This window comes from Ignavibacteriota bacterium (genome assembly GCA_016212665.1).
In the GTDB taxonomy this organism is placed as follows: domain Bacteria; phylum Bacteroidota; class Ignavibacteria; order UBA10030; family SZUA-254; genus FW602-bin19.
In genome coordinates, this window is the sequence record JACREZ010000016.1 from 159,608 (window position 1) to 177,235 (window position 17,628).

General features: G+C 41.8%; 12 protein-coding genes. 7 read left to right on the plus strand and 5 right to left on the minus strand.

Annotated elements, in window-relative coordinates:
• Positions 1-121: 121 nt before the first annotated feature.
• The 7 genes from HY960_05490 to HY960_05520 all read left to right on the plus strand — a co-directional run bounded on the left by HY960_05490 (position 122) and on the right by HY960_05520 (position 11,006).
• Positions 122-2,266, plus strand: coding sequence for a PQQ-dependent sugar dehydrogenase (locus HY960_05490; GenBank protein ID MBI5215186.1), 2,145 nt, complete (start codon positions 122-124; stop codon positions 2,264-2,266).
• Between the two features lie 10 nt (positions 2,267-2,276).
• Positions 2,277-3,680 carry an aspartate aminotransferase family protein gene (locus HY960_05495; GenBank protein MBI5215187.1) on the plus strand — a complete coding sequence of 468 codons (1,404 nt, stop codon included), beginning with the start codon at positions 2,277-2,279 and terminating at the stop codon, positions 3,678-3,680.
• A gap of 160 nt (positions 3,681-3,840) precedes the next feature.
• Complete coding sequence (locus HY960_05500) at positions 3,841-4,347, plus strand: type II toxin-antitoxin system VapC family toxin (protein ID MBI5215188.1); 507 nt, start codon at positions 3,841-3,843, stop codon at positions 4,345-4,347.
• A 3-nt stretch (positions 4,348-4,350) separates the two neighbouring features.
• A complete protein-coding gene (locus tag HY960_05505) occupies positions 4,351-4,515 on the plus strand; it encodes a hypothetical protein (protein ID MBI5215189.1) in 165 nt (54 codons plus the stop codon).
• Positions 4,516-5,149: 634 nt separating this feature from the next.
• A complete protein-coding gene (locus HY960_05510; protein ID MBI5215190.1) occupies positions 5,150-7,558 on the plus strand; it encodes a sensor histidine kinase in 2,409 nt (802 codons plus the stop codon).
• A gap of 1 nt (position 7,559) precedes the next feature.
• Complete coding sequence (locus HY960_05515; GenBank protein ID MBI5215191.1) at positions 7,560-9,071, plus strand: sigma-54-dependent Fis family transcriptional regulator; 1,512 nt, start codon at positions 7,560-7,562, stop codon at positions 9,069-9,071.
• A gap of 24 nt (positions 9,072-9,095) precedes the next feature.
• A complete protein-coding gene (locus tag HY960_05520; protein MBI5215192.1) occupies positions 9,096-11,006 on the plus strand; it encodes a hypothetical protein in 1,911 nt (636 codons plus the stop codon).
• Positions 11,007-11,284: 278 nt separating this feature from the next.
• Here HY960_05520 and HY960_05525 read toward each other — a convergent pair whose 3' ends face one another.
• The 5 genes from HY960_05525 to HY960_05545 form a co-directional block, all read right to left on the minus strand.
• Entirely contained in the window at positions 11,285-12,739 is a 1,455-nt protein-coding gene (locus HY960_05525; GenBank protein MBI5215193.1) for an ABC transporter permease, read from the minus strand.
• Between the two features lie 148 nt (positions 12,740-12,887).
• On the minus strand, positions 12,888-14,297 hold the full coding sequence (locus tag HY960_05530; protein MBI5215194.1) for an ABC transporter permease: 1,410 nt from the start codon (positions 14,295-14,297) through the stop codon (positions 12,888-12,890).
• Positions 14,298-14,306: 9 nt separating this feature from the next.
• Positions 14,307-15,083 (minus strand): ABC transporter ATP-binding protein, encoded by a 777-nt coding sequence (locus tag HY960_05535; protein MBI5215195.1) that lies wholly within the window; start codon positions 15,081-15,083, stop codon positions 14,307-14,309.
• 96 nt (positions 15,084-15,179) lie between these two features.
• The gene (locus tag HY960_05540; GenBank protein ID MBI5215196.1) at positions 15,180-16,688 is read right to left on the minus strand and encodes a hypothetical protein; all 1,509 of its coding nucleotides are present in this window, start codon (positions 16,686-16,688) and stop codon (positions 15,180-15,182) included.
• A gap of 21 nt (positions 16,689-16,709) precedes the next feature.
• Entirely contained in the window at positions 16,710-17,477 is a 768-nt protein-coding gene (locus HY960_05545; GenBank protein ID MBI5215197.1) for a PDZ domain-containing protein, read from the minus strand.
• Between the last annotated feature and the right edge of the window lie 151 nt (positions 17,478-17,628).

Genomic DNA, 17,628 nt, shown 5'->3' on the forward strand with positions numbered 1-17,628 from the left:
CTCAGTTTGATTTCTTCTTAGATTTGAATTACAAATTCAAAATGGTGTTTACGACTTCATTGGATTTCACTTCTTTTTCCGTTAATTTGTTCACGTTCAGTTCATTCATTTTACATCATACATGTTCACATTTACACAATTGTTCAAGTTCTTTACTGTCATATTTTTCCTGACAGGGTTGATTTCGTCGAAGGCGATGAGTCAATTCCGCATTGATACGCTCGCCAAAGCGCCCGATATTGCCTTTCCCGTTTGCATTGCCTTTCCTCCCGATGGAAGCAACCGCGTTTTCTTCACAGAAAAAAATACCGGCAAAGTTCGTGTCATCAGGAATGATTCATTGCTTGCAACTCCGTTCCTGACCGTATCTGTAACGGGCAGTGGCGAGCAGGGATTGTTAGGAATTACTTTTCATCCGCAATACCCTGACTCTCCGTTTGTGTACATCTATTATACAAGAAGCGGTGACCGTGCAAACCAACTTATTCGATATGAAGACCAAAATGGAATTGGTGTTAATCCTGATACGCTGATGATAATTCCCCGACTTCCCAATACGGCAACAAATCATAACGGAGGCAATATTCATTTTGGTCCCGATGGGAAATTATACGTGACGGTTGGTGAGTATGCTGTAACCTCAAATTCACAAGATACAAGCAACGGAAACAAGCGCGGAAAAATTCACCGGCTCAATCCTGATGGAAGTATTCCTGCAGACAATCCATTTCCCGGGAACTCCATCTTCGCGTACGGTTGCAGAAACAGTTTTGATTTTACATTTGATGAATTAACCGGAAAGATGTATGCATCCGAAAACGGACCTTCATGTGATGATGAAATCAATTACATTGTGAGCGGAGGGAATTACGGTTGGCCCATCGAAGGAAATTGTTCGTACAGCAACGACCCGCAATACAAACGTCCGATGTATTACTGGTCTTCGGGACTTCCGTCCGTTACAGGCATTGCAGTGTATCGTGGCAACATGTTTCCTGACCTCTATGGAAAACTCTTCGTAACAGGGAATAATTCTCCCGGAAATATTTACCAGTTTACTCTGACAGCAAATGGAGATTCGGTCACCGGTTCTCCGACAATATTTCTGAACTACGGCTCCGGGTTAACTGATATTGAAACAGGTCCGGACGGATTTATTTACGTAGCGAACGGAACCTACGGCGGTGCAAGCCGAATCCTTCGTCTACGTCCATCAATATCGCTTCCTCCAACCCCGGCTCAAAGTTCTCCTTCAAATAATTCTATCAACCAACCAAGACGTCCCACACTTGTTTGGCAGAAAGCGACCGATGCGACTTCATATCATCTTCAACTTTCTGTTGATTCATTGTTCGCTTCGCTTGTGTTTGATGATTCAACACTGACGGACACAACAAAACTGATGAGTCCGCTTTCGTACAACACGAAATATTTTTGGAAAGTGAAAGCAAAGAACTCGCTCGGAACAAGCGCGTTTTCCCCGGTTTGGAATTTCACGACGGTTGTTGCAACTCCTCAAGCGCCGATTCTTGAATCACCGGAAAACAATTCAACACATACAACTACTACATTGCCATTACGATGGCATGTTTCTCCGACAACGGAAACGTATCAGGTTCAAATCGCAAACGACTCATTATTCACTTCGCTCGTTGTTGATTCTTCATCAATCTTGGATACGCTGCTGACGTTCACATCCGCTTCGCACTACGCTCATTATTTCTGGAGAGTTCGTGCTACAAATGTCGGTGGAACGAGCGGCTATTCTCAGGCATGGAAGTTTTCTATCGTTAATTATGTTACTGCATCCATCTTCGTGAACAACCGGTGGAATCTTCTTTCTGTTCCGGTGCAGGTTCCCGATCAACGAAAGCAAATTGTATTTCCTGACGCTTCTTCTCAGGCATTCACGTTCGTTCCGTTGACAGGATACGTTACGGAAGATTCACTCGAAAACGGAACAGGGTATTGGCTGAAGTTTGATTCAACGGAAACAATACCAATAGTCGGCGGCGCCATCACACAAGATACGCTCGAAGTGAGTGAAGGATGGAATCTTATCGGCTCGATTACTGACACCGTCGAAATAAATCTGGTTCAAACAATTCCCGAAAATCTTCTCAACTCGAATTTCTTTGGGTACGACTCCGGCTTTGTCGAATCAAACATCATTCTTCCCGGAAGCGGATATTGGATAAAGACGAATAGTTCCGGCAAAATTATTTTAACATCATCCACACGGAGAGAATTGAATGGAAGAAAATAAATCATTCCACATGTCCCCCGATGAATTCCGTCGTCACGGCTACGCCGTCATAGATTGGATTGCAGAGTACTACAAGAACATCGAATCGTTCCCGGTTCTTTCACAGGTTCAACCGGGAGAAATACGCGCATCGCTTCCTTCTTCTCCGCCGCAACACGGAGAATCGTTCGAGACAATTCTCAACGACGTAAACAAACTAATTCTTTCCGGAATCACGCACTGGCAATCGCCGAATTTCTTCGCATACTTTCCAGCAAATGCTTCGGCGCCTGCAATCCTCGGCGATTTGCTTTCGTCGGGACTTGGTGTGCAGGGAATGTTGTGGGCAACAAGTCCCGCCTGTACTGAGTTGGAAACGCACGTCTTTGATTGGTTGGTTGACATGCTTGGGCTTCCCGAACAATTCAAATCAACAAACGCAGGCGGCGGAGTAATTCAGGATACGGCTTCAAGCGCAACGTTGTGCGCTGTACTTGCCGCGCGTGAACGTGCGACGAACTTCAAAACAAATGAATTCGGTTGCGATGGAAAACTTGTCGCATACACTTCTTCGCAAGCACATTCATCAGTCGAGAAAGCAGGGAAGATTGCAGGAATCGGAAAGAATAATCTCCGCTTGATTGATGTTGATGAACGATTCGCGATGCGTCCTGAACTTCTCACGAAACAAATCAAAAAAGATAAGGAAGCGGGATTGATTCCGTTTTTCGTCTGTGCAACGGTTGGAACAACTTCATCGAACGCAATGGACCCGGTAGAAACCATTGGCAGGATTTGCCGAGATGAAAATCTCTGGCTTCATGTTGATGCGGCGATGTCGGGAACGGCGGCGTTGTGTCCGGAGTTTCGGTTCATTCACAACGGCGTTGAACTTGCTGATAGTTACAGCTTCAATCCGCACAAATGGATGTTCACCAATTTCGATTGCAATTGTTTTTATGTTGCCGACCGTACAACGCTGATTAAAACGCTCAGCATCTTACCGGAATATTTGAAGAATCAGACAACCGAATCCGGCTCGGTGATTGATTATCGGGATTGGCACATTCAACTCGGGAGAAGATTTCGCTCATTGAAACTCTGGTTCGTCATTCGTCATTACGGAGTTGAAGGATTGCAATTTCACATCCGGCGACATGTTGAACTCGCACAACAATTTGCAACGTGGGTTCTAGCAGACGAGCGATTTGAACTCGTTGTTCCTCCACCATTAAATCTCGTCTGCTTCCGTTTGAAAAACGGAGACGCTCCCAACAAACAACTTCTTGAGACATTAAACAAAAGCGGGAAGATGTATGTAACTCACACCGTGCTGAATGGAAAATTTACCTTGCGGTTTTGCGTAGGGCAGACGAATACAGAAGAAAAGCATGTGAAGGAGGCATGGGTGAGAATTCAAGACTCCGTGTCTTAGTGTCCGGTGATTTTGCAACACCACGTAGAATCACTGCACAGAAACAACTCCTTCAGAATTGTATTGAATCAACCCAAAGAAAACTGAAGCAATAAATGGAAAGGTGAGTCGCACAATTATCAATCCTTGATTGGTAAAGAGAGAACAATTTGCTACTTTAATGTGGAAACCAAGTTACAAGTCATCCATGGCAACTAAGCAAAAACTTTATCTTGAAACAACAATCCCAAGTTATCTGACCTCAACTCCGAGCAGGGATTTGGTTGTTGCCGCTCATCAGCAGATTACGAGAGAATGGTGGGAGAAACGAAGAGAACATTTTGATATTTATATTTCCGAATTAGTTCTTGAGGAAGCCAAGGCTGGCGATGAGACAGCCGCGGCAAAACGATTAGATGTCTTAAAGTTGTTTCCACTGTTAGAAGTTACAAACGAAGTTAATGAACTTGCCAAAGAATTACTTATCACACGCACAATTCCTCAGAAAGCAGCGCGGGATGCAGCTCATATTGCATATGCAACAATTCATCATATGAATTTCCTTATGACGTGGAATTGTGTTCATATTGCTAATGCTGTTATTATCCAATCAGTTGCCAAAATTTGCAGGCGCTATGGTTATGAGTTACCCTTTATTTGTACCCCGGAAGAATTATTAGGTGAATAAACTATGTTCAAAGATCCAATTGTAGAAGAAGTTCGGGCAATCCGAGAAAAACTATCGGCAAAATTCAATTTTGATATAGACGCAATACTCGCTGACGCTAAAAAGAGAGAGAAGAAATCAGGAAGGAAGGTTGTCTCGTTTGCCAAGACGAAAAAGAAAACGGCGTAGTGTGTTCTGAGAACCTTGCGAAGGTTTCTCGTTGGGAAAAGTTGTTGCGTCCGTTTTTGGTAAGACAACCAATGATGGAAACGTTGATTATTCGTTCGTTCCTCACTGATGCAGGTAAACGTGCGTACCAACTGATGTATAATACGAAGCGGAATTATCTTTGTGCTTGAACTGCTCGGTTTGTGATTGAACCCAACTCCTTCATAAAAAACATCTTCCCGTAAGTTGAATTTATGAGTTAAGGGTAGAATGTTTCTCGTAACAAGTACGTCGGCTCAGAAGATGGTCAGGAAGTCAATGATTGGTATAGGAGAAGTCTGTGTAAGTTCTATTCTGTTACTAAGTCTAACTTCTCTAATTAAAATGAAAGGGGGTTCATGAGTTATTACACTTTTGGGGTTGATGACCAGTGTACAACTAAATGGAACAAATGGGATGAATATCGGATGTATGAACATTGGTGAATCTGCGGAAATGCAAGGACGTCTGGCATAAATGCAAGGATACAATGAGGGCTGTATTGTCGTAAGAGTAGAGTCAGTAAAATCATTCTGAATTAGAGGTGTTTTCATTCCACGGACTGTTGGCACATCAATTGTAGTATAGCATATCACATGAAAATAGGAACTGACGTATGAACCAATTTAAATTTATTTTGAAGTTTTTAACAATTTTCTTTGTAATACTTTTAATTGGTTCAATTACCTATTACTTCCTTGAACAGTCTGAAAATATCTTGTCGGTTGATGAGCAACTCGTGCCACAACTGCAAAACCCCCTGCTTTACAAACGTCTTGACTCCCTTGGTATAAAGTATACATCCCCAGACCACAATGAAAATGAGAAGGTCGGCATTAACGATTTGACCACTTCAAGCGAAGAAATGATAAACCGTAACGAAGTATCTGGACTAGAGGAATTGATTAATGGATATCCTGCGCACATAATAGGTGTTTTGGGTTGGGAGATGAAAACATCTATTCTGGGTGATTCTATACAAGGTTATATTGTAAAAGTCGAACCAACGGCAAGCATTGTATTTTGGAGCAATAATTTTAGACCAATTAATTTTCGTTCCGTTCGTGACTCGGTCATTACCCGTGATGACCATGAATATGTTCGTAGGGCTACGCCAGATAATGCACATGCACATAGCATTCTTATGACACGGACTCAGAACTTCGATGAAAACACCTACTTGTATATGGTTCGCATACGAGCCGAAATTACAGATACGACCTACTATCATTTCAAAAATGTCGATGGTCAGTCTCGTTTCGAGTGTGTGTTAATTGTTTATTATTCGTTGAAGACACAACCACATTTTATTGCTAATCTTATCGTACTTGTCATTATTTTTATTGTGCTTTTATTAGTTTACTCTAAAGGTTGGATTGTGAATAAGAAATTTCACAAGTACTTCCTTGGCGCAGTTTTAGTGATGATTATTGTATTTACGGGATTTTTATTGCCCAACATTATCCAACGACCTATTCCTGAAATGCGATTCATCGTAAATGTCCTTCGATTACTGCCGGACAATGCTTTATTCTTTATTGCTGGGCTTTACCTTTTGACTGGAAAAGCAAAAATAAAAACTAAATGGTTTGTACTGCTTGTAATGATACATGTCCTGACCTACGGTTGGGAGATGAAATATACAATTCCAATTCTGTTTAAGTACGAGTCTATGCTTTTCGTTCCAGATCAAGTTCTACGTGAATTACCTCCCCAAATATTTGGTGGGATCGCGTTCGTAATAATTGGTATTGGAATTATTAAACGAATCAAAGATCGCCTTGAAACATTGAAAATAATTAATCCTCCTGAAATGTATATCTGGATATCTGTCGTTATTGCGAGTGTGTTTATAATTTACGGGATACTTCAGGTATTTTATCCCATCATTGAGAATAGAGTATTTTTCACCATTGCTTTAATAGCTAAAGCAGTTTCATTTTCTGGTATATTGCTTTTTAGTAACATGTACTTAGTATTGGGTAAGCTTAATCAACAAAGTTTATTTGCAGATACAATTATCGATGCATCACCACAAGCGATGATAGTATTCAGGGACAGTGGTATGATTGAACGTGTTTCCAAAACGACTAATATGTTATTGAAAATTACGGATGGACAAACTGGACATATGAAAGACATTCTTGCTGATGATGCTGAATTGAAATACCTGCTTCAGTTGACGACAACAAAATTAGAGAAGGAGGGATTTCTGTTAAACTTCAAGGATGCGGAAGGTAAGAAATTAGATTGCCTGGTTTCCTACGTTCCAATAAAGGAGAATAATTGTCACATGATTACATTTAGACTTTTGGACAGGGCGGTCCTTGATGAAGTTGCGGATTCAATCCATAGTCACTCAATAAAGGGGAAAGCTATTGCAGCTCTTAATTTCCTTGATCAATTACTCAAACCAATCAAGGAAGTGTACGGTTTCAAAGAAATTGAAAACGATGAGAAATTTATCAAGATGAAGCAACATTTAAATTATATTGTTAATAGCCTGAAGGATAAGGAAAGTTTTTATAAAGACCGCCACGGCCGAGCGAACATTACCACATTGAATAAGGTCATAGAAAGGATAAAAGAAGCAGAAAAATGTGGTGAATTTGATAACATTTATATCACTTACGACCCTCTTTTTCTTAATGGTACTATTTATGTACGACATGACGAGGAAATCCTTTATCAGGACATTAAAGAGTTATTATCAAATTCTGACTATAAATTTAAGCAAAAAGGTGAACGGGGAGATGTAAAAATCAGTTGTTTCAGCCCAAATGATTCAGAATTAGTGAAAATTGTTATTCAAGATTCCGGTGATCCTATCCAAGAGGATAGTGACAAATTTAAAAAATTTCGTAATTCATTGCCATCTTTCCTGCATACACCCAGACGAGGTCTTGAATCAACAAAAAGTAGTATGAATATGTTTGGCGGTGACCTCACTGCTGTTAATATGGAAATGAATGGTACGAAAATACCAACATTCACACTTATATTATGGAAAACAAAGGAGAAATAATATGTCATCAAGAACAAAACTGAGAATATTAATTATCGATGATCAACCTGACGAAGTTGATCCATTAGTAACGTTGCTCAACGATAACAGTACCCAGTATGAAATGTCTGCGGAAAAAGCAGTAAGTAAAGTTGAAGCATTTGGATTCTTAGAAAATCAGGACTTTAATCTAATCTTCCTCGACATTATATGGGAAGATGGTGAAATGAAACCGACAGGGATTCAAATTTTGGAAGAAATCAAATCGTCAGTTTATGGAAACATTCCAGTAATAATGCTAACTAATTATTCACAACGTGGATATCAGAAGATAAGTCTGGATCTTGGATGTGACGGTTTTTTGGCAAAAGACAGAGATTTAAAAATCGCAAGGCTTGGTTCAGTCGAATATATGATTGAAAAGGCTCTACGTATGGGAGAAATGCGTAAAACTAATTTAATCTATCAACAGCCAGATGAAATAATACTAAAAGGAGGGAAAAAATCGGTTTTCCCATATAGAAAACCGATAGCTCTTTTTTTCGAAAAAGGAAAGCCCTCTGATACAGATTATCAGAAGATTGCAATATATGGTACCTCAAAGCCTATGACTGAATTGTTTCTACATATAATCCGTATTTCAGCAGAACCAGCATCACCCAACGTGTTGATAATTGGTGAAACCGGTGTGGGAAAATCAACTGTGGCTCGATTGATCCATTTTCTATGTGATCGTTCAAAAGGACCGTTTCATGAGGTTGTCTTGAATGCTATTCCAACAGAACTAATAGAATCAACACTATTTGGGATTGAAGCGAAGGTTGCTACGGGAGTACAAGCTAATACGGGTCTTATCGAAGAATGTGAAAAAGGAACTCTTTTCCTTGATGAAATCGGCGAGCTTCCATTGTCTATTCAAGTCAAGTTGTTGAGAGCAATCAGAGATAAAGTAATCACTAGAGTCGGTGGTAAGACAGATATTAAAGTAGACTTCAAGTTAATTTCTGCCACCAACCAGAATCTAAGAACGCTTGTTAAGGAAGGCAAATTCCGGTTGGATCTTTTTCAACGTCTCTGTGGAGTCGAGTTATCAATTCCAACTTTGCGAAGACGATTTCAAGAAGATCATTCAGAGTTGGATGATCTATTGCAAAGAGAGATGGCACAGCGGAGATTCACATTTGATTTTACTCAAGAGGCAAAGAATTGCATGTTAAAACATGATTGGCCCGGGAACTATGCTGAACTTAAGACTTTATTGGATAATATATCTTTAGAGAGTGCCTCGTTTGTAGATGAAAACATGGTGGCTCCTCGATTGTTGAGAATAGACGAGGCTGCCATGCAAGCATCCAGAACTCTAACTGAGATGTTAGATATTCCTAATCATAAACTTGCGGTCAATGTATTCAAAAGAGAACACGTGGACTATTGGATTGAGAAGTCTGGAAGTTTGAAAAGAGCTGCAACTGTACTGGATATTGACGAGTCGACCATCCATCGAATTTTAGGGAAAGATCAAGAACAGCAATAGTTAATCACCAGAAAGTAAATTGCTATGATAAAGAAAAATGAGACACTTCAACCTTTTTCCACAGAGGTTGCACCCAACGGTTTTTATTTGGCATATCGCCGTTTTTTTGATCAAGTATTCATCCAAGATGAATTTGAGCATGACAAACTTCGAAACCTTTATATTTATGACAGACACACATTCTCCGACCCTAAATATATTCCTGGCAAAGGTTGGGAAAAAATTGTGGTGTTGAATGATCCAGAATTGCAGAGCGAGTTCGATATGGATAATAACTTTGGCACATACGAGAAAGAACTACTCTCGTTTATATTGGTAAATACTAAGCCAAAGATATTAAAAATCGTTGGGGAAATTGGAAGTGGAAAATCTACTTTTCTGCAGCATATGTTTCTCAATTTTCTGCCTGATCAGAGGTTTGCTGGGAGGGGATTATGGTATCTGCATTTTGATCTTGAAAAAGTGTTTCAGCAATATGAAAATTATGGTTATGAGCAAGTAATTCAACTTCTTGAACAAGAATTTCCACGTATGACAAAAAATTCCTCCTTCATCTCAGGTCACGGATTTCCAAATTGTCCCAGCAAAATGCAGGATATTATTGATTTTTTAAAGGATTTGGTGTACCAACTGCAATCAAACAAAGTTATTATATGTTTCGATAATGTTGATGTATTTAGACCTTCTTTCCAGAAGACTTTTTGGCAGATAGCAGAAGGACTTGCTAAAGCAACGGGTGCTACATTCATAATTTCCATGAGAGAAATTAACTCAAGATATTTTGAAACCATTTCTAATGCAAGATACATATCATATTTTATGATGGAACAACGTCCGCCAGTTCTATCGAAAGTAATTGAGAGACGCCTGCTCCACTTTGCATATGATGACCCGCTGGTGAAGAACGTACGTAGACTGCGGATAAAAACAGACGAAATTACAGTTGCATTTTCTGACTTTGAGGAATTTATCAAGAATTTCATAAAGATAATTTTTAGCAACGAAATCATTAGTGCGTTGGACAACTTAACAAATTACAACGTTCGAGTCGGATTACGTTGGGTTTTGAGTTTTATCCAGAGTTGGAATTTGAATGTTGTTCAAATGGTATCGAAGCTAACTAAGTCAATCTGGGTCGGTACAACTGTTGAACATTTTGCAACCTTTGATACATTGTTAAACGCCATAGGCCTCTGGAATCATAAAACATACTTTTCACGGTGTTCCTCTATTGAGAATATTTTTTCTGCAAACCTAAAAAATTCAGCAAATGACCTTTTAATTAAGTACAGGTGTTTAAAGTATTGTCAGGTTCATGGTGATGGAACAACAAAAGAAGGTTTGGTAACACACTTGAAGAAAATATCTTATTTAGATACTGAGATAAGAGAAGCCGTAGACCAATTATTAACACACCCCCGGAGGCTGTTGTTTTCAAATGATGGTAATGAGTTTGATGATATAGTCACAGTCGGAATTAACCAAGCTGGAAAATATTATCTGAGTAAACTGCTTTACTATCTTGATTACTTCGAATTGATTTCAGGCGACTGTTTTCTACCTATACGGAATACTAAAATATCAGATGATGATACAAGTTATATCAGCCGTATCATTGAAGCGATAAAACTGATCAAGTATATTGGCAAAATAGAATTAAGTGAAATAGAAAATGCAACTGGAAATCAAAAACTATCTCTTGAAGAGTATCGGAGAATTTATGGAAGCGAATTATTGGCGGTTAGTATTCTGCAAAATATCAAAAGTAATATTAAAATTATCTTCGGATCTATGCGTTCCCACACACTGGCACAGCATCAATGCATTAGAACGCTTCGGATGGTTGATTCAATTATCTCAGAACTCTCAAAAAAATATGAAGCAGGTATTTTAGTTTATCCCCAACGGGATAACAATGGAAAGGTGTCAAATTAATGAACAGATACGAAGCACAAGATCTGTTTAGAGATGTTTCCATCATGCGGTGGAATCGTTATTCTAAAAGACCAACATCGGGAATAGAAATACATGAGCGATCCCCGCCGGATACCTTATTCAGGTTACATGAGTTCCTCTCCATTCGTTACGCGGTTCCATATATTCTTAGTCCTTAATGGAGTCCCAAGTCCCTATCGAACAAGGTCGACAGTAGAACAGTCCCCCTCATTATTCAGAATTCAAACCAATCTTTAACCCTAAACCTTTAACCATTTCTACCTTACATCATACCTCAAAAACCCAATAAACGCTCCGGAAAATGCAATGACAGAAAAGAAAACCAATAACCCGAAATCAAGCATCGGAAATGAGGCGTGCGTCTGTGGATGTTCATAGCTCGGCATGTCGGAAATGTTCAGCGTGCCTTTCTCACGGGGAGTTGAAAACGAAAATCCTTTTTCCGAATCCATCGTAATACGAATTCCTCCGGCTTCACCCGATTGCTTTTGCTTCTTGTCGGTGTATTGGTTGAACACATCGCGGTACGAAAGTAAACTCTGTTCATATCGTGACTTGAGATAAATATCTGTTTGTGCGAGGTTCATCACCGCAAGTTGGTAGGATGATGCGGGTGAGAAGCGAGAGAGAATAAATCCCAATTGTTCCTGTACGGCTTTCCGGTTGCGGAGATCTTCATTCAACTTCACGGAATAGTTGTTGATGTCCCGTTCGACCTGCTTTCTCAGCGAATCCTCCATCACCATTATCGTCCACATGTTATCGTCCTGATATTTTTCCTGTTCCTCTTCGCTCATGCCGGACATTTGCGCCTGTCGTTCCTGAAATCGTTTCTCCGAATCCTCTTTGAATTGTTCCCACCGGTCTTTTGCAAAACTATCCCGCTGTCCTTCAATCTCCGCCGCATTCGGTACGGTAACGAGTTGCCCCGCAGTAATAATTCCGACACGGGGAATAATCAGCACGAGCAAAATCCAAATAACGAAACTCAGAAGAAACGAGACATTCGAGTGTTTCGTCATAGCGGAAATAAAAATTCCGAGAGCCATGAAGAATGTAAAGTACAATAACGAAATCCCGGTGAGTTGAAACAGACTGAACCAATGGTACGCGGTAAACGGAATTTGATAGAGCATCACGAGAAGCAAACTGATGGCAAGCGGAATGGTGAGCGGAAGGACAAGTCCGAGCCACGAGCCGACAAACTTTGCCGTAATATATTGCACACGCGGAACTGCATTGGAAAAAACCAATTTCAACATTCCCGATTCCCGCTCGCCATTGATGGAATCGTACGTGAACAAAATAGCAAACAGCGATAACACGATTTGTACGATGAAAGTGAAATCCACAAAACGGAAGAGAGCGAAAATCGGGTCGTCCGAGTAACTGCTGTGTCGCAGTTTCACCGTGTTGAAGTGGTCAACGCTCGACCATCTGCCGATATCGTTGGTAATTCCCGTAACAAAAATGCTGAGCGGGTCCGGCTTCCGGTAAATGCGGTTGCTAACCGCCATCCAATCGGTTTTCTCGCGGAGTTCCCGGTCAACAAGTTGCACTGCTGTTTCATGTTGCTTCACTGATGAGCGGTACTCCTGAATTCCGATGAACGTGCTGAGCAACATCAGGAGTGAACAAACCGCAAAGGTTGCTGTGAACTTTGGACTGAGAAGAATGGACTTGAGTTCTTTTATGATGAGAGTTGTAAGCATAATATTATTTCGGATTTCGAATTGCCAAATGCGAATTAGACTTTATTTGATTGACGATTTACGTCTATGACCCGTAGGGATTGCAGATTGAGTCAATTTATCATGATGATAACAGGAGACTGAAAACTGTAAACAGGAAACTGCGCTGTTAACGAACATCATAACGAATGAAGGCGATGTACGCTCCCACGAAGAAGAGCAGATTGAAAACAACGAGCAGTCCAAAATCAATCATGCTTGAATTAAAGACCTCGTTGAGTGTGAACGGGTGATACTCGAACACAGGCATTTCGTACGGGTCAATCTGTTTTGCTTTTTCACCATTAACTTCCATGCGAAAGACCATCATGCGTCCGCCGGGTACCATTCCTGTTTTTGCTTTGATGAAGTTCGCGTACGATTGCTGATACGCTGTCGCTTCGCTACGGAATTTATCTTTCAGTTGAAGCGATGTTCCTGAAAGTGTCATCGCCAGAAGTGAGAACGTTGTCGCGGGTGAAACGCGTGCAAGATTCAGTGCAAGATTCTGCTGAACGGTTTGACGGTTTGCTCTGTCTTCATTCAACTTGCCGGAAAATTCCTGCATCTTTTTATCACGCTCGTCATTTTGTTTTCCCATGAATTGCTGAAACTCTTCCATCTGTTTCATCGGTTCAGTGGCAGTTGATTTGAACGCAGCCATTTTTTCGCGGTCTTCTTTCCACAATTGTGAGGCGAAGCGATTCTTCTGTGAAGCAAGTTCATCAACGGAAGGAACATCAACGGCACGACCGGCAAGCAGAACCGATGCACGCGGAATTATCAACACACTCAATATCCAGATGACGAGCAACATCAAAAAAGAATGAGACGAAGAATGCGTGAGTGCGGAAACAAAAATGGAGAGAGAGAGAAACAATCCGAAGTACAACAATCCCGCGCCGATAACGAGCGTGAGGCGAAGCCATTCATCTGCATTCAACGAGATACCAAGAAGCGGAAGCGTCAGGCAACCGATGAGGATTGCGATGATGAGAGGAAGACCGAGTGCGAGAAACGAACCGAGTAATTTTCCGAGAATATATTGCTCGCGCGGTACGGCATTGGCAAACGAAAGCCGGAGTGTGCCGCGCTCTTTCTCTCCGTTGATGGAGTCGAACGCGAAGACGATGGCAAAGAGGGAAAGAACGATTTGAAAAATAAATTCCAAATCAAGAAAGCGGAAAATGGCAAACATCGGTTCGTCGTTGTAGCGACTGTCATCGGCGGTGAGTTCGCCGCGTCCCTGCATTTCAATGGTACGACCGATGTCGTTGGAAACGCCGTTCACTAAACTTGCAAGCGGTTGCGGCGGAAGAAAGATGCGATGATTGCGCACGCTGAACCAATCGGTCAAACCCTCCATCTGCTGGATGTTTTCGCGCTTTGCCGCTTCATACTGTGCGACGCTCACGTGATAATTCTTCGCGCCGATAGTGAACGAGAGAAGAATCAGTAAAGCGCACACGCCGAAACTCACAGCAAATTTCGTCGAGCTGATGATTTCACGTAATTCTTTTTCGATGATGAGTCGTGTCATGGTTTCTCCTTACGCTGCCTGTTCGAGATGTCCCGCCATGTAGTGCATGTACAACTCGACGAGATTGGTTTCTGCCAACTCCCGCGCGGGTTGCTGCATGATGAGTGAACCTTTGCTCATGATGCCGACGATGTCGGCAATTTCTTTCGCGCGAAAAATATCGTGCGTGGACATGAGAATTGCTTTGCCTTCGCTTCGAAGCGAATCGAGCAACTTCATAAATTCATATCCGGCTTGCGGGTCAAGTCCGCTTGTCGGTTCATCAAGCAGGATTGCAGGCGCGTCTTTGAGAATCGCAATTGCAATTCCGCTTTTTTGCCTCATTCCTTTCGAGAATCCTTTGAGCCGTTTATGATGCGCTTCTTCCTGCAAGCCGACTCGAAGCAGAACTTCGCGGTAATCATTTTTTGTGTACGATGTTTTTCCTCCGAGCCGCGCGAAGAAATCAAGATTTTGAATTGCAGTAAAGTTCGGGTACAACATCACATTCTCCGACACATACGCGAGTTTCCCTTTCGCTCTCAACGGTTCTTTGTGTGTAACAATTCCATCAACTCTCGCTTCGCCTTCTGTCGGTTCAATGAAGTTGAGAAAGAGATTAATGGTTGTTGTCTTGCCCGCTCCGTTCCCGCCAAGCATCGCGTAAATTTCACCTTGTTTGATACCGAAAGAAACATGGTCGAGAGCGAGAATTCCGTCCTCATAACGTTTCGTCAGGTTCACGGCTTCGAGTAATAGGTTTCGGGTTTCGGGTTTGGGGTTACTGTTCGATAATTCTTGGTTCATTGTTTATTTATTTATTGTTGTTTGATTTTTTTTCTCTGTGCCTCTGTGTCTCGGTAGTTAAATATAACCACTGAGGCACGGAGACACTGAGTTTTTTTATCTCTTCGATAATTTAATTCCGAAAATCACCATGCCTGCAACAAGTCCGACGATGAGCAACACGAGCAGGGAAGTTCCGAGAATGTTCGTCTCAGCAACAACTTCCATGACGACGGTTTTATCTTCACCGACGACCGGTTGATTGTCGGAAAGGGAAGTCGTACGGATGCGCGCTTCGTATCTTCCGATGCTCACATCGTTCGGGGGAGTGAAGCGAAGCGTTACCCGTTTTTCTTCGCCGACCTCAAGCGAGGAAATGACATTCGGTTCAATGACTTTTGTCCAGTTGAGCGGCGGGTCAACATTGATTTCGACATTGTCGAGCCGGCGTGAGCCTTCGTTCACAATTTCAATACTCATTTCCACCGATTCATCTGCTTTGATAGAGTGGAAGAGTTGTTGAGCGCGAACGAGTAATCGCCCCTTGCCGCGAGGAAGTATTTCAAGTTTCACAAATCCGATTTTAAGATTTTCGATTTCTTCCTGCGTCCATTGGCGCGATTGAAGATTGGTTAGTTCTTTCGTTTGTTCTGTCGGAATCACAAGGACAAAAAACTGTATCGGTTTGTCCATCTCAACCGCATTGGCTGCGCGGTCGGGAAGCGTTACATCGAGCGCGGCTTTCCGTGTGTTCACATTTTCCATGAACTTAAACTGACTGAGTCGCGCCTGCGTTGACGGGTCTTTGAAAAAGCGATTGAGTTGCGTCGGTAAATTCACAACTTCAAGATTGAACGTCTTTCCGATGCCTCCGAACAATTCCAGTGTCAAATCGAATGAGGCAGTGTTGCCGAGTTCCGCTTCCTGAGAAAACTGTTGTGATTGAACAATCACTTTGTTCACAGTAACATCTTTTTCCAAGAACACTTTCAGACTTCGTTGCGAACCGTTTCCGTAAATCATATTCACGGTGACCGCATCAAGGTCTTGCAAAAGCGTGAAGTCCAAAATCTTCGGTTCACCGAATCGCAACTCGGCAATCTTCGCTTCATACGGCTGACTGATGACGGAACTTTCATTGTTGAGCAGAGAAATATACACGTTGTTCACAATGTCTGGTTGAAGAGAACGGAAAAGTTCATCATCAATATTCAGCAACTTCCGGAACTCAGCGCTTCCGCCCGAAGCATTTTCCACATGAAGCCGAACGCGTTTGCTTCCGTCATTCGCCTGATACTTCATCGCTTTGCTGATGGTTACATATTGCTGTTCGAACAACACGGCAAGAAGCGATTGCTGATAATTCACTTCCGCATCAGAAAAATTAGCCTGAACACGGTCGAGTTCTGCGTGCGAGATAAGTCCTTTGGTGAACAATTCTTTCTGCCGCTCGAAATCTTTCCTTGCCGCTTCAAACGCTTCCTTTGCGCGCTTCAATCCGAGAACGCGGTATTGGTCGTCGCGTTGGTTGTAGTACGTTCCGGTTTGACTCAAACTATCATAAGTAACCAGTAACCAGAAACCGGTAACCAGTAACCAACAAAAGATAAAACGTAGATGATTCATGATTGAAGATTTAGGATTGAGTTAGTCGCCAATCGTCTTCCGAATAACTTTCATCCCGCCTTCTTCTTTCGGTTTCTTAAACGTAATCGTGTAGGTTTTTCCTGAACGCAATGTCGCAAGTACAACCTTCTCGCCGACATCGAGTTTCCCGTATGCTTTGGAGAAATCTTTGAAGGAAGAAATTTCTTTACCATTCAGTTTGGTAATGACGTCTCCTTTTTTCACATCGGCATCGGGAAGTTTTTCTTCTATATCATCAAACACTTCTGAAATAAACACTTCCTTCCCTTTCGAGCCGATGAGTAATCCCACTTGCGGAATTCCCATCATATCCATTTCGCCGCCATCCATTGTTTTGACAATCATCTTCCGTTTCGGAAGTTTCTCCGGGTCGGCTTTATCGAACGAAGCGAGCAACATGTCTTCGCCGCGCTTCATGCCGAGTTTAATTGTTGTTCCCGGCTTTGCTTCTTTATAAAGGTTTTGCAAATCGCGGATCGTTTTCATCCTCTTCCCGTTCGCCATCAGAATGACATCGTTCAATTGAACGTCAATGTCTTCGTATCCTTTCGGTCGTGCGTTCTCCTCCATGACATTGGTGATGACGAGGTCATCTCCTTCTTGTGTGATGAACACAGCAAGTTCGGGAACGTCAAAGATGTCGCCTTCTTCATTGACCCACGTTCCGCCACCTTCTTTCTTGATAATCTTTTTTTCTTGCGCAGAAAGAATGGTTGTTGCCGCAATCAGTAGTGCAAAGAATAGTGTGAGATATTTATTATGTTTCATAAAATAAATCCTTGTGGTATAGTTTAAAAAGTAACTGTCATTACGAGGAGTCCCGATGAAATCGAGACGACGAAGTAATCTCTTACAATGATTTCAGATTCGCCATGAGATTGCTTCGCCTCGCTGAAGCGTGGCTCGCAATGACTTGGTG

Bases quoted from the DNA above. Each gene is read 5' to 3' on its own strand.
- HY960_05490 (MBI5215186.1), top strand. From the start codon at position 122: ATGTTCACATTTACACAATTGTTCAAGTTCTTTACTGTCATATTTTTC.
- HY960_05495 (MBI5215187.1), top strand. From the start codon at position 2,277: ATGTCCCCCGATGAATTCCGTCGTCACGGCTACGCCGTCATAGATTGG.
- HY960_05500 (MBI5215188.1), top strand. From the start codon at position 3,841: ATGTGGAAACCAAGTTACAAGTCATCCATGGCAACTAAGCAAAAACTT.
- HY960_05505 (MBI5215189.1), top strand. From the start codon at position 4,351: ATGTTCAAAGATCCAATTGTAGAAGAAGTTCGGGCAATCCGAGAAAAA.
- HY960_05510 (MBI5215190.1), top strand. From the start codon at position 5,150: ATGAACCAATTTAAATTTATTTTGAAGTTTTTAACAATTTTCTTTGTA.
- HY960_05515 (MBI5215191.1), top strand. From the start codon at position 7,560: ATGTCATCAAGAACAAAACTGAGAATATTAATTATCGATGATCAACCT.
- HY960_05520 (MBI5215192.1), top strand. From the start codon at position 9,096: ATGATAAAGAAAAATGAGACACTTCAACCTTTTTCCACAGAGGTTGCA.
- HY960_05525 (MBI5215193.1), bottom strand. From the start codon at position 12,739: ATGCTTACAACTCTCATCATAAAAGAACTCAAGTCCATTCTTCTCAGT.
- HY960_05530 (MBI5215194.1), bottom strand. From the start codon at position 14,297: ATGACACGACTCATCATCGAAAAAGAATTACGTGAAATCATCAGCTCG.
- HY960_05535 (MBI5215195.1), bottom strand. From the start codon at position 15,083: ATGAACCAAGAATTATCGAACAGTAACCCCAAACCCGAAACCCGAAAC.
- HY960_05540 (MBI5215196.1), bottom strand. From the start codon at position 16,688: ATGAATCATCTACGTTTTATCTTTTGTTGGTTACTGGTTACCGGTTTC.
- HY960_05545 (MBI5215197.1), bottom strand. From the start codon at position 17,477: ATGAAACATAATAAATATCTCACACTATTCTTTGCACTACTGATTGCG.